The sequence below is a fragment of the Buchnera aphidicola str. Sg (Schizaphis graminum) genome (assembly GCF_000007365.1).
Lineage (GTDB): Bacteria > Pseudomonadota > Gammaproteobacteria > Enterobacterales > Enterobacteriaceae > Buchnera > Buchnera aphidicola.
Genome location: NC_004061.1, coordinates 102,426 through 126,319 on the forward strand (window position 1 = coordinate 102,426; position 23,894 = coordinate 126,319).

The 23,894-nt window shown below is 24.4% G+C and carries 22 protein-coding genes, 1 tRNA gene and 1 pseudogene; 21 read left to right on the forward strand and 3 right to left on the reverse strand.

All coding sequences use genetic code 11. The features are described 5' to 3' along the window. Positions 1 to 40: 40 nt before the first annotated feature. Positions 41 to 1,102 carry a chorismate synthase gene (gene aroC / locus BUSG_RS00495; RefSeq protein WP_011053626.1) on the reverse strand — a complete coding sequence of 354 codons (1,062 nt, stop codon included), beginning with the start codon at positions 1,100 to 1,102 and terminating at the stop codon, positions 41 to 43. Positions 1,103 to 1,304: 202 nt separating this feature from the next. Between aroC and smrB the strand changes: the two genes are divergently transcribed. The 12 genes from smrB (at position 1,305) to metG (ending at position 13,562) form a co-directional block, all read left to right on the forward strand. Then, positions 1,305 to 1,835 (forward strand): endonuclease SmrB, encoded by a 531-nt coding sequence (gene smrB, locus BUSG_RS00500; protein WP_011053627.1) that lies wholly within the window; start codon positions 1,305 to 1,307, stop codon positions 1,833 to 1,835. Between the two features lie 324 nt (positions 1,836 to 2,159). Further along, positions 2,160 to 3,059, forward strand: coding sequence for an ATP phosphoribosyltransferase (gene hisG / locus BUSG_RS00505; protein ID WP_011053628.1), 900 nt, complete (start codon positions 2,160 to 2,162; stop codon positions 3,057 to 3,059). Between the two features lie 7 nt (positions 3,060 to 3,066). Beyond that, positions 3,067 to 4,374, forward strand: coding sequence for a histidinol dehydrogenase (hisD, locus tag BUSG_RS00510; RefSeq protein WP_011053629.1), 1,308 nt, complete (start codon positions 3,067 to 3,069; stop codon positions 4,372 to 4,374). Further along, positions 4,371 to 5,438 (forward strand): histidinol-phosphate transaminase, encoded by a 1,068-nt coding sequence (gene hisC / locus BUSG_RS00515; protein WP_011053630.1) that lies wholly within the window; start codon positions 4,371 to 4,373, stop codon positions 5,436 to 5,438. Before hisD ends, hisC begins: the two co-directional genes overlap by 4 nt. 26 nt (positions 5,439 to 5,464) lie before the next feature. Next, positions 5,465 to 6,532: a bifunctional histidinol-phosphatase/imidazoleglycerol-phosphate dehydratase HisB gene (gene hisB, locus BUSG_RS00520; protein ID WP_011053631.1), complete on the forward strand. Its 1,068-nt coding sequence runs from the start codon at positions 5,465 to 5,467 to the stop codon at positions 6,530 to 6,532. Then, positions 6,533 to 7,126 (forward strand): imidazole glycerol phosphate synthase subunit HisH, encoded by a 594-nt coding sequence (gene hisH, locus BUSG_RS00525; RefSeq protein ID WP_011053632.1) that lies wholly within the window; start codon positions 6,533 to 6,535, stop codon positions 7,124 to 7,126. Positions 7,127 to 7,132: 6 nt separating this feature from the next. After that, positions 7,133 to 7,867 (forward strand): 1-(5-phosphoribosyl)-5-[(5-phosphoribosylamino)methylideneamino]imidazole-4-carboxamide isomerase, encoded by a 735-nt coding sequence (hisA, locus tag BUSG_RS00530; RefSeq protein ID WP_011053633.1) that lies wholly within the window; start codon positions 7,133 to 7,135, stop codon positions 7,865 to 7,867. Continuing rightward, complete coding sequence (gene hisF / locus BUSG_RS00535; RefSeq protein ID WP_011053634.1) at positions 7,849 to 8,625, forward strand: imidazole glycerol phosphate synthase subunit HisF; 777 nt, start codon at positions 7,849 to 7,851, stop codon at positions 8,623 to 8,625. The genes hisA and hisF overlap by 19 nt, the downstream gene beginning before the upstream one ends. After that, a complete protein-coding gene (hisIE, locus tag BUSG_RS00540; RefSeq protein ID WP_011053635.1) occupies positions 8,619 to 9,242 on the forward strand; it encodes a bifunctional phosphoribosyl-AMP cyclohydrolase/phosphoribosyl-ATP diphosphatase HisIE in 624 nt (207 codons plus the stop codon). The genes hisF and hisIE overlap by 7 nt, the downstream gene beginning before the upstream one ends. 424 nt (positions 9,243 to 9,666) lie before the next feature. Then, positions 9,667 to 11,088 carry an NADP-dependent phosphogluconate dehydrogenase gene (gndA, locus tag BUSG_RS00550; protein ID WP_011053636.1) on the forward strand — a complete coding sequence of 474 codons (1,422 nt, stop codon included), beginning with the start codon at positions 9,667 to 9,669 and terminating at the stop codon, positions 11,086 to 11,088. 161 nt (positions 11,089 to 11,249) lie between these two features. Further along, on the forward strand, positions 11,250 to 11,831 hold the full coding sequence (gene dcd / locus BUSG_RS00555; protein ID WP_011053637.1) for a dCTP deaminase: 582 nt from the start codon (positions 11,250 to 11,252) through the stop codon (positions 11,829 to 11,831). 93 nt (positions 11,832 to 11,924) lie between these two features. After that, the gene (gene metG, locus BUSG_RS00560; protein ID WP_011053638.1) at positions 11,925 to 13,562 is read left to right on the forward strand and encodes a methionine--tRNA ligase; all 1,638 of its coding nucleotides are present in this window, start codon (positions 11,925 to 11,927) and stop codon (positions 13,560 to 13,562) included. A 34-nt stretch (positions 13,563 to 13,596) separates the two neighbouring features. Here metG and tilS read toward each other — a convergent pair whose 3' ends face one another. Both tilS and BUSG_RS00570 read right to left on the reverse strand, forming a co-directional pair. After that, entirely contained in the window at positions 13,597 to 14,934 is a 1,338-nt protein-coding gene (tilS, locus tag BUSG_RS00565) for a tRNA lysidine(34) synthetase TilS (RefSeq protein ID WP_011053639.1), read from the reverse strand. A gap of 28 nt (positions 14,935 to 14,962) precedes the next feature. Further along, a tRNA-Val gene (locus tag BUSG_RS00570) sits at positions 14,963 to 15,036 on the reverse strand. Positions 15,037 to 15,179: 143 nt separating this feature from the next. On the opposite strand from BUSG_RS00570, the gene BUSG_RS00575 reads away from it, so the two are divergent. The 9 genes and pseudogenes from BUSG_RS00575 to priA all read left to right on the forward strand — a co-directional run bounded on the left by BUSG_RS00575 (position 15,180) and on the right by priA (position 23,780). After that, entirely contained in the window at positions 15,180 to 15,806 is a 627-nt protein-coding gene (locus BUSG_RS00575; RefSeq protein ID WP_011053640.1) for a riboflavin synthase subunit alpha, read from the forward strand. 34 nt (positions 15,807 to 15,840) lie between these two features. After that, a complete protein-coding gene (gene rsxA, locus BUSG_RS00580) occupies positions 15,841 to 16,422 on the forward strand; it encodes an electron transport complex subunit RsxA (RefSeq protein ID WP_011053641.1) in 582 nt (193 codons plus the stop codon). Between the two features lie 8 nt (positions 16,423 to 16,430). Then, a complete protein-coding gene (locus BUSG_RS00585) occupies positions 16,431 to 16,931 on the forward strand; it encodes an RnfABCDGE type electron transport complex subunit B (protein WP_164464359.1) in 501 nt (166 codons plus the stop codon). 133 nt (positions 16,932 to 17,064) lie between these two features. Continuing rightward, positions 17,065 to 18,575 (forward strand): annotated as a pseudogene (gene rsxC / locus BUSG_RS00590) (electron transport complex subunit RsxC). Between the two features lie 51 nt (positions 18,576 to 18,626). Beyond that, positions 18,627 to 19,661, forward strand: coding sequence for an RnfABCDGE type electron transport complex subunit D (locus BUSG_RS00595; RefSeq protein ID WP_079169856.1), 1,035 nt, complete (start codon positions 18,627 to 18,629; stop codon positions 19,659 to 19,661). Continuing rightward, complete coding sequence (gene rsxG / locus BUSG_RS00600; RefSeq protein ID WP_011053644.1) at positions 19,658 to 20,266, forward strand: electron transport complex subunit RsxG; 609 nt, start codon at positions 19,658 to 19,660, stop codon at positions 20,264 to 20,266. The genes BUSG_RS00595 and rsxG overlap by 4 nt, the downstream gene beginning before the upstream one ends. A 16-nt stretch (positions 20,267 to 20,282) precedes the next feature. Further along, positions 20,283 to 20,954 carry an electron transport complex subunit E gene (locus BUSG_RS00605; RefSeq protein WP_011053645.1) on the forward strand — a complete coding sequence of 224 codons (672 nt, stop codon included), beginning with the start codon at positions 20,283 to 20,285 and terminating at the stop codon, positions 20,952 to 20,954. Between the two features lie 7 nt (positions 20,955 to 20,961). Then, a complete protein-coding gene (gene nth, locus BUSG_RS00610; RefSeq protein WP_011053646.1) occupies positions 20,962 to 21,591 on the forward strand; it encodes an endonuclease III in 630 nt (209 codons plus the stop codon). 26 nt (positions 21,592 to 21,617) lie between these two features. After that, entirely contained in the window at positions 21,618 to 23,780 is a 2,163-nt protein-coding gene (gene priA, locus BUSG_RS00615; protein WP_011053647.1) for a replication restart helicase PriA, read from the forward strand. The last annotated feature ends 114 nt before the right edge of the window (positions 23,781 to 23,894 follow it).

Sequence of the window (23,894 nt, forward strand, 5' to 3'; positions counted from 1 at the left end):
TTTAGTAGCAAAAATATTTAATTTTTTTTAATTATAAAAGTTATTTTGCACATTGTGCTCTAAATCTTAATAGATGATCCATTAGTACTATTGCTACCATTGCTTCCGCTATTGGTACAGCACGTATTCCTACGCATGGATCATGTCTTCCTTTGATTACTATTTTGACTTTTTCATTGTTTTTATTTATTGTATTTCCTGATTGTCGAATACTTGAAGTAGGTTTGAATGCAACTTTTAAGAAAATATTTTCACCATTGCTAATCCCTCCTAAAATACCCCCGCAATGATTACTTTTAAATCCATTAGGAGTCATTTCATCTCTATTTTCGCTCCCCTTTTGGTTAACTACTGAAAAACCATCTCCAATTTCTACTCCTTTTGCAGCATTGATACTCATCAAAGCATGAGCTAAATCTGCATCTAGTCTATCAAAAACTGGTTCTCCGAAACCTACTGGTACGTTTTGGGCTATAATTGTGATTTCTGCTCCTATTGAATCACCTGTTTTTTTTAATTTTTTAATTAGTTCTTCTAACTGAAAGACTTTGTTTTTATTTGAACAAAAAAAAGGATTTTGTTCTACTTCTTCCCATGATTCAAATGGACATTTTATATCTCCCATTGCTGATAAATATGCACGAATAACTATTCCAGTTTGAATTTTAAGGTATTTTTTTGCAATACTACCTGCGGCAACTCGCATTGCAGTTTCACGAGCTGAAGATCTTCCACCACCACGATAGTCTCGTATTCCATATTTTTTTTCGTAAGTATAATCAGCATGTCCGGGTCTAAATAAGTCTTTTATTTCGCTATAATCTTGTGAACGTTGGTCTTTATTTTGAATAACTAAACCAATACTTGTTCCTGTAGTTGTTCCTTTAAATACTCCTGAAAGTATTTGAACTTCATCTAATTCAGATCGTTGAGTAGTATAACGTGAAGTTCCAGGTCTTCTACGATTTAAATCATATTGCAAATCATCTGAAGATAATTCTAAACCTGGTGGCATTCCATCAATTACACATCCTAGTGCTGTTCCATGAGATTCACCGAAAGTAGTTACACGAAAAACTTTTCCAATTGTATTTCCAGCCATTTTTTTTTCTATTAAATTTTGATTTAAATGATATAACTATACAGAAAAAAAAATAAAAAAAATAATTTTTTTATCTAAAAAAATATTTAATGATAAATTTTTATTTGTTGTTTTTACAAAAACTAAATTATATAATTAAAAAATATATAAAAAAATATTAAATAAGATATGTAAATTTATTAATTTTTGGTAATACATTATTATGAATAAAAATCGACAACTTGCTGTCAATAGCAATATTTTATTTCGTAAGTGGTTGAACGGCACCCGTGAAATGGTACAGGATACTATATTTCATTCTCGATTACATAAAGTAAATCAAAAAATCCGATCTAAAAGAATGTTTTTTGAACAAGACGTTCATAGTAATTATTTTTCTTTTTATAAAAAAAAAGATTTTTTTAAAGAAAATCCTGTGTCTTATGTTCGGAATAAAGATTTCACCAATGTTTTAAAAAAATTAAAAAAAGGAAAATATTATCCAGATATATTTCTTGATTTACATGGTTTAAATCAATATCAAGCAAGAAAAAAATTAGGTCAGCTGATTGCAATATGTCAAAAAGAAAAAATGTTTTGCGCTCATATTATGCATGGATATGGTAAAAATATTTTAAAAAAACAAATACCTTTTTGGCTATCTCAACACCCTGATATAGTGGCTTTTCATCAAGCTCCTAAAATGTTTGGAAATGATGCAGCAATTATGGTTATCATTGAAATTCATTCTTAAGTAAATATTTTATATATATTAAAATAATATTAATTTTTTATAAAATTTAATAATTATTAACATTTATTATTAATTTTTTAAACTTTAAATAAATTTTATTCAAATTTTTGTTTTTTAATAAAAAATTTTGAAAATACATATTTTTTATATTTTAACAATAAATAATCTTTATAATTTTAAAAAATGTTATATATATACAATATTTACTGTATTATTCAAAGAAAATATAATTTTTAAAAAACCCTGATTTTGGGTTTTTTTATTTTAAAAGATATTAAATTGCAAGTTTGTTTTTAAATATAAAAAAATTAAAGGATTTTCAAGATGTTTAATACTAATCGTGTACGTATAGCGATGCAGAAAACTGGTCGTTTAAGTAGTGAATCTATAAAATTACTTACATGTTGTGGAATTAAAATTAATTTAAAGCAGCAAAAATTAATAGCTTTTGCTGAAAATATGCCTATTGATGTTATGCTAGTACGTGATGATGATATTCCAGGATTAGTTATGGATGGTGTAGTAGACTTAGGTATAGTAGGAGAAAATGTTCTTCAAGAAGAATTATTACATCGAATATCACAAAATCTAGAAAATTCTTATATTACATTAAGACGACTTGATTTTGGCATTTGTCGTTTATCTTTAGCTATTCCTATTAATACTCCATATGTTGATATAACATCTTTAAAAAATTTTAGGATTGCTACCTCTTATCCTCATTTATTAAAAAAATATTTAGATAGTAAAAACATTGTTTTCAAGTCTTGTATGTTAAATGGTTCTGTAGAAGTTGCACCTAGAGCTGGTTTAGCAGATGCTATTTGTGATTTAGTTTCAACTGGTGCAACATTAGAAGCAAACGGTTTACGTGAAGTACAAGTGGTTTTTCGTTCTCATGCTTGTTTAATTTGTAAAACTGGTAATATTAATTTTGCAAAAAAAGAAGTAATTAATAAGTTAATGACTCGTATCAAAGGTGTAATTAAAGCACGTGAATCTAAATATATTATGCTTCATGCTCCTGTTAATAAACTTGAAGAAGTAATATCTTTATTACATGGAGCAGAAAAACCGACTATTTTAAAATTAGCCGGAGATGATCATCGTGTAGCTATGCATATGGTCAGTAGTGAAACATTATTTTGGGAAACGATGGAGAAATTAAAATCTTTAGGTGCTAGTTCAATTTTAGTTTTACCAATTGAAAAAATGATGGAGTAAAAATTTAATGAAATATTTTAATACAATTGTTAATTGGAATATGTTAAATTCTAATGAACAAAAAAATATTCTATTAAGACCCGTTATAAAAAACAATAATTCTATCAAAAAAAAAGTAAAAAAAATAATAGAAAATATTCAAGTTTTAGGAGAAAAAGCATTAAGAGAATATACAATTTTATTTGAAAAATGTCATATTAATAAATTTGAAGTTTCTAAAGAAAAAATGTTATCTTCTTCTTTATACGTCAACCAATCACTAAAAGATGCAATTTCAACTGCTAAAAAAAATATTACATCTTTTCATACAGCTCAAATTTTATCTCCAATAGACATTGAAACTCAAGTTGGAGTACGATGTCAACAGATTTATTTACCATTAAATTCTGTTGGAATTTATATTCCAAGTGGAATTGCTCCTTTGTTTTCTACTGTTTTAATGCTTGCTATACCTGCTAAAATTGCTGGTTGTAAACAAATTATTCTTTGTTCTCCACCTCCTATTGATAATACAATACTTTATGCGGCAAATATTTGTGGTGTCGATAAAATATTTCAAATGGGAGGTGCTCAAGCTATAGCAGCATTAGCTTTTGGTACTAAAAACATTCCTAAAGTAGATAAAATTTTTGGTCCAGGAAATGCTTATGTTACAGAAGCAAAATTACAAGTTAGTTCTATTTTTAATGGACCTCAAATAGATATGTTGGCTGGACCTTCAGAATTACTAATCATTGCTGATGAAGCGTCTAATGCTGATTTTATTGCTGCTGATTTATTGTCACAAGCTGAACATAGTATATCTTCTCAAGTCATATTGTTGACACCATCTCTTCAATTAGCTAAAAAAGTTATTATATCTATTAACAATCAGTTAAAAAATCTCTCTAAATCAGATGATATATCAACTGCATTAGATAATAGTGTTATTATTTTAACAAAAGACTTATTTGAATGCATTAAAATATCAAATATCTATGCTCCTGAACATCTAATTATTCAAACAAAAGAACCAAGATTAATACTTAAAGAAATATTAAATGCTAGTTCAATCTTTTTAGGACCATGGTCTCCTGAATCAGCAGGTGATTATGCATCTGGCACTAATCATGTTTTACCTACTTATGGAAAATCTGTTTCAAGTTCTGCTTTGGGTTTATGTGATTTTAAAAAACGTGTATTAATTCAAGAATTGACATCTCAAGGTTTTATAAATTTATCTAATACGCTTAAAATTCTATCTGAAGCGGAAAAACTTGAAGCACATAAAAATGCTGTAAAAATAAGAGTAGATTTTTTAAAGGAAAAAATATGACAGCTAATATAAATAAGTTAGCTCGAAAAAATATACAGAAATTAAACCCTTATCAATCAGCTAGACGAATTGGTGGAAAAGGTGATACATGGTTAAATGCAAATGAATCACCTATATCTGTTCCGTTTAAAGGAAAAGTAAAAGTATTTAATCGTTATCCAGAATGTCAACCTAATAATTTACTTTCTTCTTATGCGAATTACGTTGGTTTATTAAATAATCAAATTTTAGTTACTAGAGGAGCAGATGAAGGTATTGAACTTTTGATTAAAGCTTTTTGTGAACCCGGTAAAGATGCAATAATTTACTGTCCTCCAACCTATGATATGTATGCCATAAATGCCAAAATTGCAAATGTTGAAATAAAAGAAATTCCTACTTTTAAAAATACTTGGAAAATAGATTTATTGAATATTCGATCCAATCTTAATAAAGTTAAATTAATATATATTTGTAATCCTAACAATCCTACTGGAAACATTGTTTCTCAAGAAGATTTAAAAAGTTTATTAAAAGTTACATTAGGACAATCTCTTGTAATAATAGATGAAGCTTATATCGAATTTTCCCCAAAAAACAGTATGGTAAATTATTTAAAAACATTTCCCAATTTAATCATTTTAAGAACTTTATCCAAAGCATTTGCATTAGCAGGAATAAGATGTGGTTTTACATTGGCACAAAAAGAGGTGATTGATATTTTACATAAAGTGATTAGTCCTTATCCAATATCTACATTAATTGCTGACATAGCAGTACAATCTTTAGAAAAGAAAGCAATTGACGATATGAAAAATAGAGTCTTAAAATTAAATATGAATCGTATTTGGTTAATTGATGAATTAAAAAAAATTTCTTGTGTAAAAAAAGTTTTTGATAGTCATGCTAATTATATTTTAGTAGAATTTTACATGTTTAAAAAAATATTTCAGAGTTTGTGGCAAAAAGGTATAATTTTAAGAAATCAAAATCATAAAAACAATTTGAAAAATTGTTTAAGAATATCAATAGGATCCAAGTCAGAATGTATGCGTTTAGTTCAAGAGTTAAAAAATTTTATTTAAAAAATAATTTTTTCAATGAGGTATTGATGAAACAAAAAATATTATTTATTGATCGAGATGGAACATTAATTCATGAACCATCTAATGATTGTCAAGTGGATGCAATTAATAAACTTGAATTTAAAAAATATATTATTTCTTCACTATGTCAATTAATGAATTTTGGTTATAAATTTGTTATGGTGACAAACCAAGATGGTCTTGGCAGTAAATCATTTCCTCGGGAAAATTTTAATATTCCACATTTTTTTATGTTAAACATTTTTCGTTCAGAAGGAATAATATTTGAAGATGTTTTAATTTGTCCTCATTTTTTAGATGATAATTGTGATTGTCGTAAACCTCAAACTAAACTGTTAAAACCTTGGTTGAAAAAAAATAAGATAGATAAACAACGCAGTTATGTAATTGGTGATCGAGAAACTGATATGGAATTAGCAAAAAATATAAATTTAACAGGTATACAATACAAGGAGAAAGAATTTAATTGGATAGATATTACAAAAGAAATTATAAAAAGAAATAGATATAGAGAAGTGATTCGAGAAACAAAAGAAACTTATATACATATAAAGTTATGGTTGGATTTAGAACATCATAGTTGTATCCAAACTGGTATTAATTTTTTTGATCATATGTTAGAACAATTATCTATTCATAGCGGAATTTCAATGTATATTTTAGCAAAAGGAGATTTGCAAATTGATGACCATCATACTATAGAAGATACTGGAATTGTCTTAGGAGAGGCATTATCTCAAGCATTAAACAATAAAAATGGTTTATCTAGATATGGTTTTGTTTTGCCTATGGATGAAAGTCAAGCAAAATGCATTATAGATTTATCAAATCGTCCATATTTATCTTTTAATGCTCACTTTAAACATAAAATGGTTGGTGATATGAATACTGATATGGTTGAACATTTTTTTTATTCTCTTTGTTGTTCTATGAAAATCACCTTACATATAGATGTTAAAGGAAAAAATGATCATCATTGTATTGAAAGTTTGTTTAAAGCATTTGGACGTGCACTCCGCAAGGCAGTAAAAATAGAAGGAAATACACTGCCAACATCTAAAGGGATTTTATAAGTGGATATTGCAATATTAAATACTGGTTGTGCTAATTTAACTTCAATTCAAGTTGCAATTAAAAAATTAGGTTATGATTCCATAGTAACTTCTGATCCTTCTATAGTATTAAAATCTAAAAAAATTTTTTTACCAGGTGTAGGAACAGCTTTAGCTGCTATGGAACAATTACATAAAAAAAATTTGATTAATACTTTAAAAAAATTGACGCAACCTATTCTAGGCATTTGTCTTGGAATGCAAATTTTTTCTCAATTTAGCGAAGAATGTAAAGGAGTAAAAACTATTGGAATTTTTGATAATTGTTTTACGCATCTTTTAAAAAGCAGTAATTTACCATTACCGCATATGGGTTGGAATCATATTGTTTTTAATAATTTGCATCCATTATTTAAAAACATTGATAAAAAAGAAAGATTTTATTTTGTTCATAGTTATATTATACCCCTGAATAAATATACTTTAGCAAAAACTAAATATGGTGTATCTTTTAGTTCTGTAATGCAAAAAAATAATTTTTTCGGAGTTCAATTTCATCCAGAAAAATCTGGTGATGCAGGAGCTCAATTGTTAAAAAATTTTTTAGAGATATAAAAATCCATGATTATTCCAGCATTTGATTTAATTAATGGCGAAATAGTTCGCTTGTATAAAGGAAATTTTTTTAATCGAACAAAATATGACATAAATTTATATAAACGTTTGAAAGATTATGAAATTAAAGGAGTAAAAAAAATTCATTTGGTAGATTTAGATGGTGCAAAAAATATTAAAGACAGACAAATAAAAGTTTTTAGGGATATTATTTCTTATACAAATATTCCTATACAAATAGGTGGTGGAATAAGAAACGAAGAAGACATTAATATGTTTCTTAATTTAGGAGTTAAGAAAGTTGTAATTGGTTCTTCTGCAATAAAAAACAAAACAAAAGTGAAAAAATGGCTAAAAATATATGGCCCCAATGTTATTATTTTGGCACTAGATATTATTATTAAAAATAATAATAAAGAGATAGCAATACATGGTTGGCAGGAGACAACGAATATAACTTTAGAAGAAATTATTGAGTATTTTTCACCAATTGGTTTAAAACATGTTTTATGTACTGATATATCGAAAGATGGAACGTTATCTGGTCCTAATAATATATTATATAAAGATATTGTGAAAAAATTTAAACATATATCGTTTCAAGCGTCAGGAGGAGTTTCAAGATTAAAAGATCTTCTATCTTTAAAAAAAACAGGTGTTAAAAGTGTTATTATTGGTCGTAGTTTGTTAGAAAATAAGTTTACAATAGAAGAGGCATTAAAATGCTGGCAAAGCGAATAATTGCATGTTTAGATGTTAACAATGGAGTTGTAGTAAAAGGCATTCAATTTAAAAACCATGAAATTGTAGGTGATATTATATCTTTGTCTAAACGTTATACAAAAGAAGGTATAGATGAATTAGTATTTTATGACATAACAGCTTCTACTAATAATAAGCTAGTTGATAGAAGTTGGATAAAGAAAGTAGCAGAAATAATTAATATTCCATTTTGCGTAGCCGGAGGTATTAAAAGTGTAGAAGATGCACAGAATATTCTATCTTTTGGTGCAGATAAAATATCAATTAATTCTTCAGCATTAATAGATCCTGATTTAATAACTAAAATTGCTAATCGTTTTGGTGTACAATGTACAGTTGTTGGCATTGATTCTTGGTTCGACTCAGACAAGAAAAAATACATGGTCCAACAATATACAGGTGACGCTAATCGTACTTATCAAACTGATTGGGAAACAATAGATTGGGTTGAAAAAGTGCAAAAAAAAGGTGCTGGAGAAATTGTTTTAAACATGATGAATCAAGATGGATTACAAAATGGATATGATTTATCACAGTTAAATGAAATAAGAAAAAAATGTAAAGTACCTTTAATTGCATCAGGGGGGGCAGGGTGCGCAGATCATTTTTATCAAGCATTCGATCATGCTAATGTAGACGGTGTTTTAGCTGCTTCCGTTTTTCATAAGAAAATCGTTAACATAAAAGATTTAAAATATTTTTTAATTCAAAAAGGTTTGGAAATTAGAATATGTTAAGTAAAAAAGAAAATTTATTGAAGCTTGATTGGATAAAAACAAATGGTCTAATTCCAGCAATAATACAAGATTTTGCATCTAATTTAGTTTTAATGCATGGATATATGAATAAAGAAGCTTTTTTAAAAACTCAAAAAGAAGGTTTTGTTACTTTTTATTCTCGTACTAAAAAGCGTTTATGGACTAAAGGAGAAGAATCAGGTAACTTACTAAAAGTTATAGATATTGTTACAGATTGTGATTATGATACTATATTAATTATAGTTGAACCTCTTGGAAAAACATGTCATTTAAATAGAAAAAGTTGCTTTTTTTTAAAAGAAAATACATTAAATTTTCTTTCTAAATTAGAAGATCTTATAGAAGATAGAAAAAATTTTAATACAGATAATTCATATACTGCTAGATTATATAAATCTGGTACGAAACGTATTGCACAAAAAGTTGGTGAAGAAGCTATAGAAACAATATTAGCAGCAATGAAAAACGATGGAGATGAGCTTATAAATGAATCTTCAGATTTAATTTATCACTTAATTGTTTTATTGCATGATCAAAATTTAAATTTTAATTTAATTATTGAAAACTTAAAAAAAAGAAAAACAGAAAAATTATAAATTTGTAATATGAAATTTTAATTTTAAGTAAGAGAAAATATTTCTGTAAGTCATTATTTGTTGTTTTTTTAAAAATATTGTTTTGAACAATATTTAACTTATATACACAATATTTCAATTTCAAAAAAATTTCAATAGAACTAAACATATATATTACCTATATATGGATAAGTTCTTCTTTTTTAAATTTAAAAATCAAAAAAAATTATCTAGCAAATATCTTTGATAACAAAGACACAATTGTACTATTAACAATTTCGAATAAATTTTGTATTTTTTTTCAAAAAATATTCTTTTATTGAAAAAATGATAAATTGAAAATAGTTGTAATATCATTTATTGTGTAAGAATATAGAATGAAACATAAATAGAATTTAAAAAATATTTTTTTTGTAAATTATAAGATGTAAAATTGGAGAAAAAAATGTTAAAGCAACAAGTTGGTGTTATAGGAATGGCAGTAATGGGAAGAAATTTAGCATTAAACATTGAAAGTAAGAAGTATACGGTATCTATTTTTAATAGAACTCAATCTGTAACCGAAGAAGTTATCAATAATAACAAAGAAAAAAAAATTTTTCCATATTTTTCTATTAAAGATTTTGTAAATTCATTAAGAAAACCTAGATGTATTTTACTCATGGTAAAATCAGGGCAACCTACAGATGAAACTATTCAATTTATTCTTCCTTATTTAAATAAAGGAGATATATTGATTGATGGTGGAAATACCTTTTATAAAGACTCTATTAGAAGAAGTAATGATTTAATGAAATGTGGCATTAATTTTATCGGAATGGGTGTATCTGGAGGCGAGTTAGGAGCATTAAATGGTCCATCTATTATGCCAGGTGGATCCAGGGAAGCATATGATCTAGTTTCTTCTATGTTAAAGAAAATATCTGCGAAATTTAAAAATGAACCATGTGTTAGTTATATTGGTCCAAATGGCGCTGGTCATTATGTTAAAATGATTCACAATGGTATTGAATATGGTGATATGCAATTAATATCAGAATCATATTTTATATTAAAAAATGTATTGAATATGAAAAATGAGGAATTATCTAATACATTTTCTCAATGGAATAAAGGTGAGTTAAATAGTTATTTAATTGAAATAACAAAAAATATTTTTCTTAAAAAAGAAAAAGATGGTATTCATTATTTAATAGATTCTATATTAGATCACGCAGAAGATAAAGGCACCGGTAAATGGATTAGTCAAGATGCTTTAGAACTTCATGAACCGCTCTCACTCATTACTGAATCTGTTTTCGCAAGATATTTGTCTTCTCTTAAAGATCAACGTCTTATTGCATCAAAAATTTTAAAAGGTCCGATTTTAAAATGTATATCTTCTCAGAATAAAGAACTTTTTGTTGAAGAAGTACGAAGAGCTTTATATTTAGGTAAAATAATTTCCTATGCACAAGGTTTCTCTCAATTAAAAAAAGCTTCAGAAAAATATTCTTGGAATTTACAATATGGTAAAATTGCTAAGATTTTTAGAGCTGGTTGTATTATTCGCGCTGATTTTTTAGAAAGAATAACTGATGCATTTAAAAGTAACAATGTAACTAACTTGTTATTGACACCTTATTTTTCAGAAATATCTAATAAATATGAAAAATCTTTACGTTATATTACCTCATATGCAATAAAATACGGTATTCCTGTTCCTACTTTTGCATCCGCTATATCATATTACGATAATTATCGAACAATGTCTTCGTCTGCAAATTTAATTCAAGCTCAAAGAGATTATTTTGGAGCACATACTTATAGAAGAACTGATAAAAAAGGATATTTTCATACGAATTGGTTAACTAAAAAAGAGCTTTAATTGTTAATTTAAAATTAATTGTAGAACTATTTTTTAGTTTTTTATTATAGAATAGCAGAAGATAATAAAATACATCTCTCTGCTATTAATAAAAATTATTTCTAATTTTTTATAAGATATTTTATGTTTACAACATATATAAATTAATTTTAGGAAAAAAAATGCGTTTATCTGATACAGATATTGAAGAATGGTTAAGTAAAAAAAAATTGGTTATCCAGCCTTATCCTAAAAAACAATTAATTAATGGAATTACCGTTGATATACATCTTGGTAATAAATTTCGTTTTTTTTATGATCACACCACTTCTTGTATTGATTTAAGCGGTTCAAAAGAAAAAATAGCTTTAGATTTAAATAAAATTGTAAGTTGTGAAACTATTTTTTCTAAAAAGGAACCATTTTTTTTAAAACCAGGAGCTTTAGCATTGTTTTCAACTTTAGAAAATATTACCTTACCAAATAATTTAGTTGGTTGGTTAGATGGACGTTCCTCGTTAGCTCGTCTTGGTCTTATGGTTCATGTTACATCACATCGAATTGATCCTGGTTGGCATGGTAATATTGTTTTAGAATTTTTTAATGCAGGAAAATTAACTTTGGTTTTAACTCCTGGAATAAAAATTGCAGCACTGAGTTTTGAATTACTTTCAAAACCAGTTTTACGACCTTATAATTCTCGTAATGAATCTAAATATAAAAGACAAAACGGAGTTGTACCTAGTCGAATTTATGAAGAATAAATACCTTTATATATAGTAATTTTTAAAAATGAAAAAGTTTACGATGAATCATATTTTGTATATGATATTACCTATTTAATTAAGTAAAAAATTATGTCTAATAAATTCAAAAAAATTTTAGTTACTTGTGCATTACCATACGCTAATGGTCCTATTCATATAGGTCATATGCTTGAGCACATTCAAGCAGATATTTGGGTTCGTTATCAAAGAATGAGAAATAATGAAGTTTGGTTTATTTCTTCTGACGATGCACATGGTACAGCTATTATGTTAAAATCTGAAAAATTAGGAATAACACCTATAAAATTAATTAAAAAAATTAAAGAAGAGCATATAATAGATTTTTCAAATTTTAATATTTCACATGACAACTATCATAGTACGCATTGTGTAGAGAATTTATTTCTATTAAGAAAAATATTTTTATCTTTAAGTGAACAGAAACTTATTAATGAAAAAAAAATTTTTCAATTTTATGATAATACAAAAAAAATGTTTCTTCCAGATAGATTCATAAAAGGTACCTGTCCTTTTTGTTCTTCAAAAAATCAAAACGGAGACAACTGTGAAATATGCGGTTCAATTTACGAACCTACAGATTTGGTTAATCCTATTTCTGTAATTTCAAATAGTGTTCCTATTTTAAAAAATACGACACATTTATATTTTAATTTACCACTTTTTACTAATATGTTAAATAAATGGATACATTCTGGTATTTTAGAAAAATCAGTTGCTAAAAAAACGGAAGAATGGTTAAAATCAGGTTTAAAAGAGTGGGGTATTTCTCGAGATGCTCCATATTTTGGATTTAAAATTCCAAAATTTGATAAGAAATATTTTTATGTTTGGCTAGATGCGCCTGTTGGTTATATAAGTGCATTTAAAAATTTTTGTACTAAAAATAAAAAAGTAGATTTTAATGAATTTTGGAAGAAAGAATCAAAATGTGAATTGTATCATTTTATTGGTAAAGATATTATTTATTTTCATACCCTGTTTTGGCCTGCAATATTAGAGGCTTCTTCATATCGAAAACCTAATGGTATTTTTGTTCATGGCCATCTAACTATAAATGGATTAAAATTATCAAAATCTCGAGGTTTTTTAATTAAAGCGTCAGACTGGATTAAATGTTTTGATTCAGATAGTTTACGTTATTATTATGCAAGTAAATTAAGTAATAATATTAATGATATTGAAATTAATTTAGAGGATTTTATCCAAAAAATTAATAGTGATATTGTCAATAAATTAGTTAATTTGGCTTCAAGAAATGCTAGTTTTATTCATAAGTATTTTGATGGATATTTAGCTGATTCTTTGGGAGATTGCAATTTGTATCAAGATTTTATTGATATAAGTAAAAAAATTGCTAATTTTTTTGAAAATCGTCAATTTAGTAGTGTAATTCGCGAATGCATGAAATTGTTAGATTTAGCAAATCAATATATTAATCAAAGAGAACCCTGGAAAATAAAACAAGATAATTTTAATAAATTACATACAATTTGTACTGTAGGTATTAATTTATTCAGATTAGTTGTAATTTTTTTAAAACCAATAATACCAGATTTAGCTAAAAAAACAGAGTATTTTTTAATTTCAGATCTTACTTGGAAGGGTATTGATAAACCTCTTTTATCTCATAAAATAAAAAAATTTAAAAAATTATATAATAGAATTAATCATGATAAAATTTTACAATTATCTCTTTTATGTAAATAAAATCTCATTTTTTTTATCATTTTACTAGATGATTTTAATAAAATAAAAAGAAATTTTTTCTATTAAAATGTACGTTGTTGATCCAAGATATTTTCCAATTTTTTTGAATTTCTTTTTCCTTGTTAATAATTTTTTCCTTAATAACAAACAAACCAATAGCGCTAATAAAACGATTATTATAAAATAAAAGAGGAATTTTATTTCTCAACCAAGGAGGTATATTGTGTTCTTGCCATATTTTTTTGATTTTTCTTCTTTTTTCTCGTCCTAAAATGAGAATTTTACCTTCAAGTTGAAAACGAATATTAATTAATTCATTTTTTTTAGGTGAAGGAAGAATAAAGCCTTTGTCGTTTTTTATTAAATATCCTAAATCTTCAGGAAGCAATAATTTTTTATCTGTGTTATGCCAGAACAAAAATATATTACTGATATCTTTTTGTATTTTTATAAAATAGAGAGATGTTTTGTAACGTCTGATCTCGTTTTTGTCTATAATTATTTTTGGATTAGAATCTTTCTTACTGCATATTATTTCATTATAAATGCATTCAATTGTTTTATATGATGGCATTTTTATATTTTTTAAAGAAATCCAATATCGAATAAGTGCTTTACATACTTCTTTATTTATGTTTTTAAAATTTTGAATATTTAAAGATTCATCAAAATTAATAAGATTTTGAATTTTTTCTTTTAAAAATATATTTTTTAATTTAGTTTCTTCGCGACATATAACTGTTGTTCGAAAACAATTTTTTAAAAAAAAAGGCCATCTTTGTTCTAATATAGGAATTAATTTATGACGTATAAAATTACGATCGTAATCAATATTAAAATTACTAAAATCTTCAATCGATTCTAAGTTGTTTTCGCAAGCCCATTTTTGTAATTCTTTTTTAGTTTTTGTTAAAAAAGGACGAACTATTCTTTTTTTTCCTAAAAAATTTTCAATAGACATTCCGGATAATCCAGTTGGTCCACTTCCTCTTTTTAAAGATAAAAAGAGTGTTTCACATTGATCATTCAGATGATGTCCAGTAAGTAAAATTTCATCATTAAGTAAATAATTATAAATAGTATTATATCGTTTAATTCTTAATGTTTCTTCGATATTTTTTTTTAAAAGAATCTTAATTTCTTTAGTAATTATTGGTATTTTATATTTGTGACAAATTTTTATACAGTGTTCTTCCCATTTTTTTGAAGATGGATGAAGATTGTGATTAATATGAATGGCACGTATTTTAATTTGAGGATTTTTTTCTTTTATTTTTAACATTTTATAAAGAAGAACTGTAGAATCGATTCCGCCACTATATGCTATTAAAAATAATTTTTTTTGATATTGATTAATAATTTTTTCAATCAAATACAGATAACCTAGTAAAATTTTTTAATACGTTCGAGTGGACTTGAACCACTAACCTCTACCATGTCATGGTAATGCTCTAACCTATTGAGCTACGAACGTAAAATTTAAATTAATTTTTAATATTTAATTATATAATAATATTATTATAATATACAAATATTTTTTATAAAAAATCAGATATTTTCTAAATTTTATTAACTTTAAATTTATTATCTACATTGTATTAATTTTAAGAGGGTTTTATGTTCACAGGCATTGTAAATGGCATTGCAAGAGTTGTTTCCATAAATAAGAAAAAAAATTTTCATACCTATACTGTTAATTTTTCGTCTATTTTGTTAAAAAATCTGAAAATAGGTGATTCAGTTGCTCATAATGGATGTTGTTTAACTGTTAAATATATTAATTGTCCTCATGTAGTTTTTGATATTATGAAAATTACGATTGCGAATACTAATTTAGGAGTTTTAAATATAGGAGACTATGTTAATATTGAAAGATCATTAAAATATGGTGATGAAATGGGAGGTCATATTATATCAGGTCATATTATGAATACAGGTGAAATTTCTAAAATATCAAAATTAGATAAAAATTATATTCTATGGTGTAAAGTAAAAGATCTTTCTTTAATGAAATATATTTTTTATAAAGGTTTTATCGCTATTGATGGCATCAGTTTAACTATTAATAATATCATTAAAAATGAATTTTGCGTTAGTATAATACCAGAAACTTTATCTTCAACTACTATAGGATTTAAAAAAATAGGACAATTAGTGAATATTGAAATCGATTTTTATACTCAAATCATTGTAGATACAACAAAACGTTTGATTAAAAAAGATATATCTACGTTGTTTAAGTAGTTTCATTTTTTTAGTCATTTCAAGGAAATTATCAATGAAAAGTTACTTTTTTTTTATTTTATCAAATATATTAATTGATAATTTTATTTTAGTAAAATTTCTTGGTTTATGTCCCTTCATAGGTGCGTCAAATCAAATAAAACAAGCTTTTGGAATAAGTTTCGCCACTTCTTTTGTTGTAGTTGTATCGACAGTTTTATTATGGTTTGTTAACTTTTTTATTTTGTTACCTTTTGATTTAGTTTATTTAAGAATTATAGTGTATATGTTAATTATTTCTTTTGGTGTTCAATTAATAGAAATTATTTTACGAGGGACTAGTCCTATCTTATATCGTATACTTGGTATTTTTCTCCCTTTAATTACAACTAATTGTGCCGTTTTAGCTATTCCATTGTTTAGTCTCTATTTAAATCATACATTCTTAGAATCTATTCTTTATGCAGTCAGTGCCTCTTTTGGTTTTACTTTAGTGATGGTTATATTTTCTAGTATTCGTGAACGTATATTATTATCTGACGTTCCTTTAGCATTTCAAGGGTCGCCTATTGTTCTTATTACTGTAAGTTTAATATCTATTGTATTTATGGGGTTTAAAGGTTTAGTGAGAATTTAATTATGTCTATTACAATTATTTTAATTTTTTCTATCTTATCTTTTCTTTTAGGTATAATATTAAGTTATGTAAAATATATTTTTCCAATAAAAAAAAATTCTATTATAGCTGAAGTTGATGATTTATTACCGCAGAGTCAATGTGCACAATGTGGTTACTCTGGATGTTATCCTTATGCAAAAGCAATAGTTAAAAATAATGAAAATATTGATAAATGCATTCCTGGAGGAAATAATTTAAAATTTAAAATTGCCAAGGTACTTAATATAAAAAATATTAAATACTCTTTAGATAATTTAAATGCTAAAAATGAAAAAAATATTCATACTACTGTTTTAATTGATGAAAAAAATTGTGTTGGTTGTTCTAAATGTGCTTCTTTTTGTCCAGTAGATGCAATAATTGGTACTCCTAATTTCATGCATACAGTGTTACAAAAATTTTGTACTGGTTGTAACATTTGTTTATTACACTGTCCTACAAATTGTATAAAAATAATTAAAGAATAATATAAAATGTTAAAAATAAATTTTTTTTTAAAAATATTTCTCATTAAATACTGGAAAAATTTAATTGTTAATTTTATAAATAAAAAATTTTTAAATAAAAAAAAAATATAATTTTAAAGGAGGTATTCAATGTATAACAACAAAAAAAGATCGTAACGAATATTTTTTAAATTATTTACCTCATCCTGAAAAATTTTTTATTTATATAAAACATAGTAATTTTAAAAAAAATATTTTAAGAGTAAAAGTAGGTCAAGAAGTTTTATGTGGACAACCTTTAACTTTTGGCAATGATTTAATAGTTCCTACTCATTCTCCAACTTCAGGTTGGATAGAAAATATTTCTTTCAATTCAGATTCTGATAATACAAATCAAGAAAAAATAAAAATTGTTATTTTATCTGATCACTTAAATAAGTGGATTAGATTAAAAAGTATTAAAAATTATAAAAAATATACTCCTAACAGTTTAATCAAAATAATTTATCAATCAGGTGTTGTTGGACTTGGAGGTGCTCAATTTCCTTCTTTTAAAAAACTAATGTTAAGTATTAATAAAGTACATACATTAATTGTAAATGCGATTGAAAGTGAACCATGCATAACATCCGATTATTGTCTCATGAAAAACTATATTAATGAAATTTTAATAGGGTGTGAAATTGTAGGTTGGATATCAAAAGTTAAAGAAATTTTAATTGTTATTCAAGAAGATAAAACAGAATTAATTTTAAAAATTCAAGAAATTATTAAAAATAAAAAACTTTTTAAACTTTGTATCATAAAAAAAAAATATCCTGGTGGAAGTAGTAAAATACTTGTTAAATCTTTAACAGGAAAAGAAATTCCTTATGGAAAACATTCTATAGATATAGGATATCTTGTTTTTAATGTAGCAACTATATACGCTATTAAAAGATCTATTATTAACGGAGAACCATTAATTAAACGAATTGTTACCCTTTATAATGAAGATAAAAATATTTTATCTAAAAACTTTTGGGTTAAAATAGGTACTCCTATTCGTTTTTTTTTAAATTATTTAAAAATGAACAATTCAAATTTATTAATATATTCAGGAGGTATTTTTATGAAAGATTTGATTGTTGATTTAAATTATTCAATACAAAAAAACATAAATTGTATTTATACAAAAAATAAAAAAAAAATAGAAAAATAATTGAGTATCCATGTATTAATTGTGGTTATTGTGTTGTTTCATGTCCGGTTAATTTACTTCCTCAGAAAATTTTTTTATCTTGTAAAAATAATAATAATAAGAAATTAAAAGAATTAAATATTTTAGATTGTATTGAATGTAAAATATGTGAAAAAGTTTGCCCTAGCAATATTCCATTAGTAAAACATTTTAGAATTGCAAAAAAAACACAAAAAATTATAGATTTAGAAAATAATCGTAAAAGATTGTTTTCATCTCTTTTTAGAAAAAGAGAAAAAAGATTGTCAATTGAGAAAAAAATATCTTATTCAAAAGATCAAATTTCTAATATTAAAATGATAAATGTTTTTTCAAAAATAAAAAAGAAGAAAAATAATCATTCTATTAATCAAAAAATAATAGAAAAATCTCTTAGGAAAGAAATGTTAAAAGAAGCAATAAAACGCGCAAGATTAAAAAAATAAAGTTTTATATCAATATTTCTTTTTTTCTATAAATATATGAAATTAAAAAAAATGAATCTACCTTATATAAGTAATACCTATGATGTAAGAAAAATAATGTTTTTAGTTGTTTTATCTTGTATCCCAGGATTATGTACTGAAATTTATTTTTTTGGATGTGGTGTCTTAATACAAACATTATTATTTGTGATAATTTCCTTATTATTTGAGATAATAATTTTAAAAATGAGACGTAAAAATATTAAAAATAGTTTATTTGATTATTCATCATTTTTAACTGCAGTATTACTTGGATTAAGTACTCCCTGTGCACTTCCTTGGTGGATGATAATTTTCAGCTGTTTTTTTGCTATTGTTATTTCAAAATATTTATATGGAGGTCTTGGGCAAAATATATTCAATCCAGCTATGATTGGTTATGTAGTGCTATTGATATCTTTTCCTGTACATATGACTGCTTGGAATGAAAAAAACTCTTCTTTATCTTTTTACAATGATATAAAAAAATCTATAAATTTAATTTTATTCTACAACAAATTGAATAATTCTAAAAAAAAAATTTGTCCTGATAACTTTACGGAAGCCACACCTTTAGATGATTTCAAAACTAAATCTCATTTTGATTATGATTTTTTTCCAGAAGAATCAGCAGTGAAAAAAAAAACAAAGATTGTTTCAATAGCTTGGAAATATATAAATATAAGTTTTTTAATAGGAGGATGTTTTCTATTATATAAAAAAGTTATTTGTTGGCGTATTCCATTGAGTTTTTTATCCAGCTTAATTTTTTTTTCAAGCATAACTTATTTTTATTCACAAAAATTTTTTTGTTCTCCTTTATTTCATCTTTTTTCTGGAGGAACAATGATGTGTGCTTTTTTTATAGCTACTGATCCTGTAACAACTTCTTGTACTAAAATAGGAAAAATATTTTTTGGTTTAATTATTGGTTTTTTAGTCTGGATAATTCGAAATTATAGTGATTATCCAGATGGCATTGCTTTTTCAGTATTATTTGCTAATATGATTGTTCCATTAATGGATGCTTATTTAAAGACATCTGGATATGGTCATAAAAATTTATGAAATCTTTTAAAGAAACTATAATAAATGCATGTTTAATGGGATTTTTTTCTTTTTTTTCTCTTTCAAGTGTCATTTTTGTTAAAAACATAACAAATAATCAAATAAAAAATATAAAAGAAAAACAAAAAAATACTCTTATTCAACAAGTTATACCAAGAGTTATGTACCATTCCTTTGAAAAAAAATATTTTTTGATAAAGGATAAATTATTAGGAGATCAAAAAAAACATAATTTATGGCTTCTTTTTAAAAACAAACAAGCTAAAGTAGCTGTTGTTGAAAGTATTGCTCCAGATGGATATTCTGGTTCAATTTCTATCTTAGTAGCTGCATATCTTAATGGAAAAATTATTGGTGTACGAGTTTTATCTCATAAAGAAACTCCAGGAATTGGAGATAAAATTGAAATATCTATTTCTAATTGGATTACAAAATTTCAAGATATGAATGTAATTGATTTAAAAGATAAAAAATTTTTATTAAAAAAGTATGGGGGTAAGATTGAACAATTTACAGGAGCTACTATTACACCTCAATCAGTTTCTAACGCTGTAAAAAGAACTGTTGTTTTTATTAAGAAAATACCATTAATATTTTCATTATAATAGAGTAAAAATATATATGGAATTCAAAAAATTTTTTAAAAAGAGATTGTGGAATAATAATTCTTCTTTAGTACAGCTTTTAGGTTTATGTCCAATTTTAGCCATGACTACAAATACTATTAATGCTATAGGATTAGGAATAACAACTACCTTTGTATTAACTATAACAAATAGTATTATTTCAATTTTAAAAAACTTTATACCTAAAGATATTAGAATTCCTATTTATATGATAATAGTTTCTTCGACAGTTACTTGTATAGAAATGCTATTGCATGCTTATCAATTTAATTTATATCAGTCATTAGGCGTCTTCATTCCGTTAATAGTAACTAATTGTATTGTTGTTGGAAGAGCTGATTGTATTGCTTATAAAAGTTCTTTTGTAATTTCTTTTTTAGACGGTATGTCAATAGGCTTAGGGTCAACCTTTGCAATGTTTGTAATTGGTTCCATACGTGAAATACTGGGAAATGGAACTTTTTTATTTGGTGCAAATAAAATTTTTAATGTTTTAGATCATTCATTTTTTTTTACGTTCATAGATAAAAACTCTACAATAATTTTAGCTATGTTACCTTCAGGTGGATTTTTAGTATTAGGTTTTGTAATTGCTTTCAAAAATTATTTAGATTTAGGTAAAAAAAATTGTTTAAAATGTTTTCATTCGTGTAAACTAAAAAAATAATATTAATATGAATAAAAAAAAACGTTTTGAAATTTTGTCTTTATTTTATAAAAAAAACTCTAATCCTAAGATAGAATTAGTTTTTTCTTCTGATTTTGAATTACTTTTATCAGTTATTTTATCTGCAAAATCAACTGATGTTATGGTAAATAAAATTACTGGTACTTTATTTCAAATAGCTAATACTCCTCAAAGCATTTTAAAATTAGGTTTTAATAAATTACGACACTATATTAAAAGTATTGGTTTATATAATACTAAATCTTTAAATATTATTAATAGTGCATATTTAATTAAAACTAAATATAACAATAAAGTTCCATCAAATCGTACTGAATTAGAATCTTTACCTGGAGTTGGCAGAAAAACAGCAAATATTATTTTGAATGTATTGTTTAATAAAAACACTATTGCTGTAGACACGCATGTTTTCAGAGTTGCTAATCGCACTGGATTTGCTAAAGGGAAAAATGTAATTGAAGTCGAAAAAAAAATGATTAAGATAGTTCCGTCTATTTTCAAAAAATATGTTCATTTTTGGTTTGTTTTACATGGTAGATATGTTTGTACTGCTCGTCAATTGAAATGTAAAACATGTTTCATAGAAAAATTATGCGAATTTGACAAAAAAAAATAAGCACTCTATTTATTTTGGGTACATAAGTGATTATTGTAAAAGTTGTTTTACCTTTACCTATTAGAAAGTATTTTAAATATTTTATGCCTGATTCTATGTGTCCTATTATTGGTGGGCGAATCGTTGTGCCGTTTCGTTCTAAAGATATAGTAGGAATTGTAATTTCATTTTGTAATAAAAAAAATATAAGTAATTTAAATTTAGCATTTGTTAAATCATGTATTGATACTGAGTCTATTTATAGTGATGTTGTATTTAGTATTTTAATATGGTTAAGTAGATATTACTATTTTCCTATAGGAAGCATATTTTTTTCAATATTGCCAAAATATTTAAAAAAAATCTGTTTAATAGATAATAAAAATTATAAATTTGCTATTTTAAGAAAAACAAAATATAAAGATTTTAAAACATTTAATCTTTTATTTTTTTGCAAAAAAAAAAGTTTTATTGACAAAGATTTAGAAAAATATACTTTTTTTGATTTTTTTTTAAAAAAAAATTTTTTGCAAAAATCATGTAAAAATTATTTTTATCATGAAAATATTCCTCATATATATCAAAATTATTTAATTAAAAAAAAATTTTTTTTAAATAAAAAAATAATTTTTATAATTAATAAAATTTTAATGAAAAATTGTTTTACATCTTGGCTAATAACTAAAAATAATTTTTATTTAAAAGTTAAATTTTATTTAGGTTTAATTAAAGAGTGTTTAAGTAAAAATTTACAAATTTTAATTTTAGTCCCCTTTGTTAAGGATATATATCAAATATTATTTTTTTTAAAAAAATACTTTAATGTATATATTGATATTATTCATTCTCAATTAAATAATGAAGATTATTTAAAAAAATGGATTAGAACAAAAAGTGGTAAAAATTCTATTATTATAGGCACAAAAAATAGTGTTTTTTTCCCTTTTTTAAAACTAGGTTTAATTATTGTTAATCAAGAACATCATTTGAACTATAGAAATTTAGATCAATGTAGATATAATGTTAGAGATATAGCAATATTAAGAGCCTATAAACAAAATATACCAATTATTTTAGATTCTGATACTCCTTCTTTAAGAACATTATATAATATTTTACATAAAAAATGTTTTTATATTAAATTTATAAAAAATAAAAAAACATTTTTTTTAAAAAATAATGTTATTGATTTAAGAAAAGAGAGAATAAAAATAGGTTTATCTTCGACTCTAATAAATGAAATATTTAATAATATTCAAAAAAATTATCCAGTATTATTAGTTTTGAATAAATTTAGTTTTGTTTTTTTTGGTTTAATATGCAGAAGATGCGGCAAGATAGAAAAATGTCATATTTGCAATGATTATTTTGAAACGAAAAAATACGATAATTTTTTATTTTGTCGAAATTGTTTAATCAAAATAAAAAAACCATTGTTTTGCTATAATTGTAAAAATTTTTCTTTAATCGTATTTGATTTTGGCATAAAAAAAATAAAAAATAGTTTCAAGAAGATTTTTCCTAACATAAATTTATTTTTTTTATTAAGCTTAAAAAAAAACAAAACAAAAAAATTAAAAATACAATTTTTTAAATTTCCTATTTCTAATGCTTGTATTATTATCACTACTGAAAAAATTTCTCAACATTACTATTTTCCTTATGTTAGATTTATTGCTTTAACAAACGTTGATCATTATTTTTTTTCTTTTCATTTTTGTTCTATAGAACACTTTTTACAATTTTACTTTAATTTAATTAATTTAACGGGAGAAAATAAAAAATTATTAAAAATATTTATACAGACGTCTTATCCTAATAATAAATTTTTATTAAATCTGTGTAGTAGTGATTATTTTTTATTTTGTCGTAAGATATTATCTTTAAGAAAAAAATATTTTTTACCGCCTTGGAATTTTCAAGTAATTTTTTACTCTTCAAGTAAATTTTTCGAAAAAAGTTTTATTTTTTTAGAATGTATACAAATAATTTTAAAGAAACAATCTAAAAGAGATAACGTTTCTTTATGGTTTGTAGGTCCTCATCCTGTATTTTCATTGAAAGATAGAAAAAAATGTTTTTATCAATTATTAATACACTCTCCTTCACGTACTTATTTAAAAAAAATATTAAAAGAATCAATTAATATAGTTCAATGTTTTTCTATATCGCAAAATGTTCAATGGTTTTTAGATATTGACATTTATTAAATTGAAAATTACTAAAAAATATTCAATTTTATTGAAATATCTTCTTTATTGAAGTAATTGAAGTAAAAAAGAAATTAGAATAAAATACTGTAACATTGCATTTTTAAAATGCTT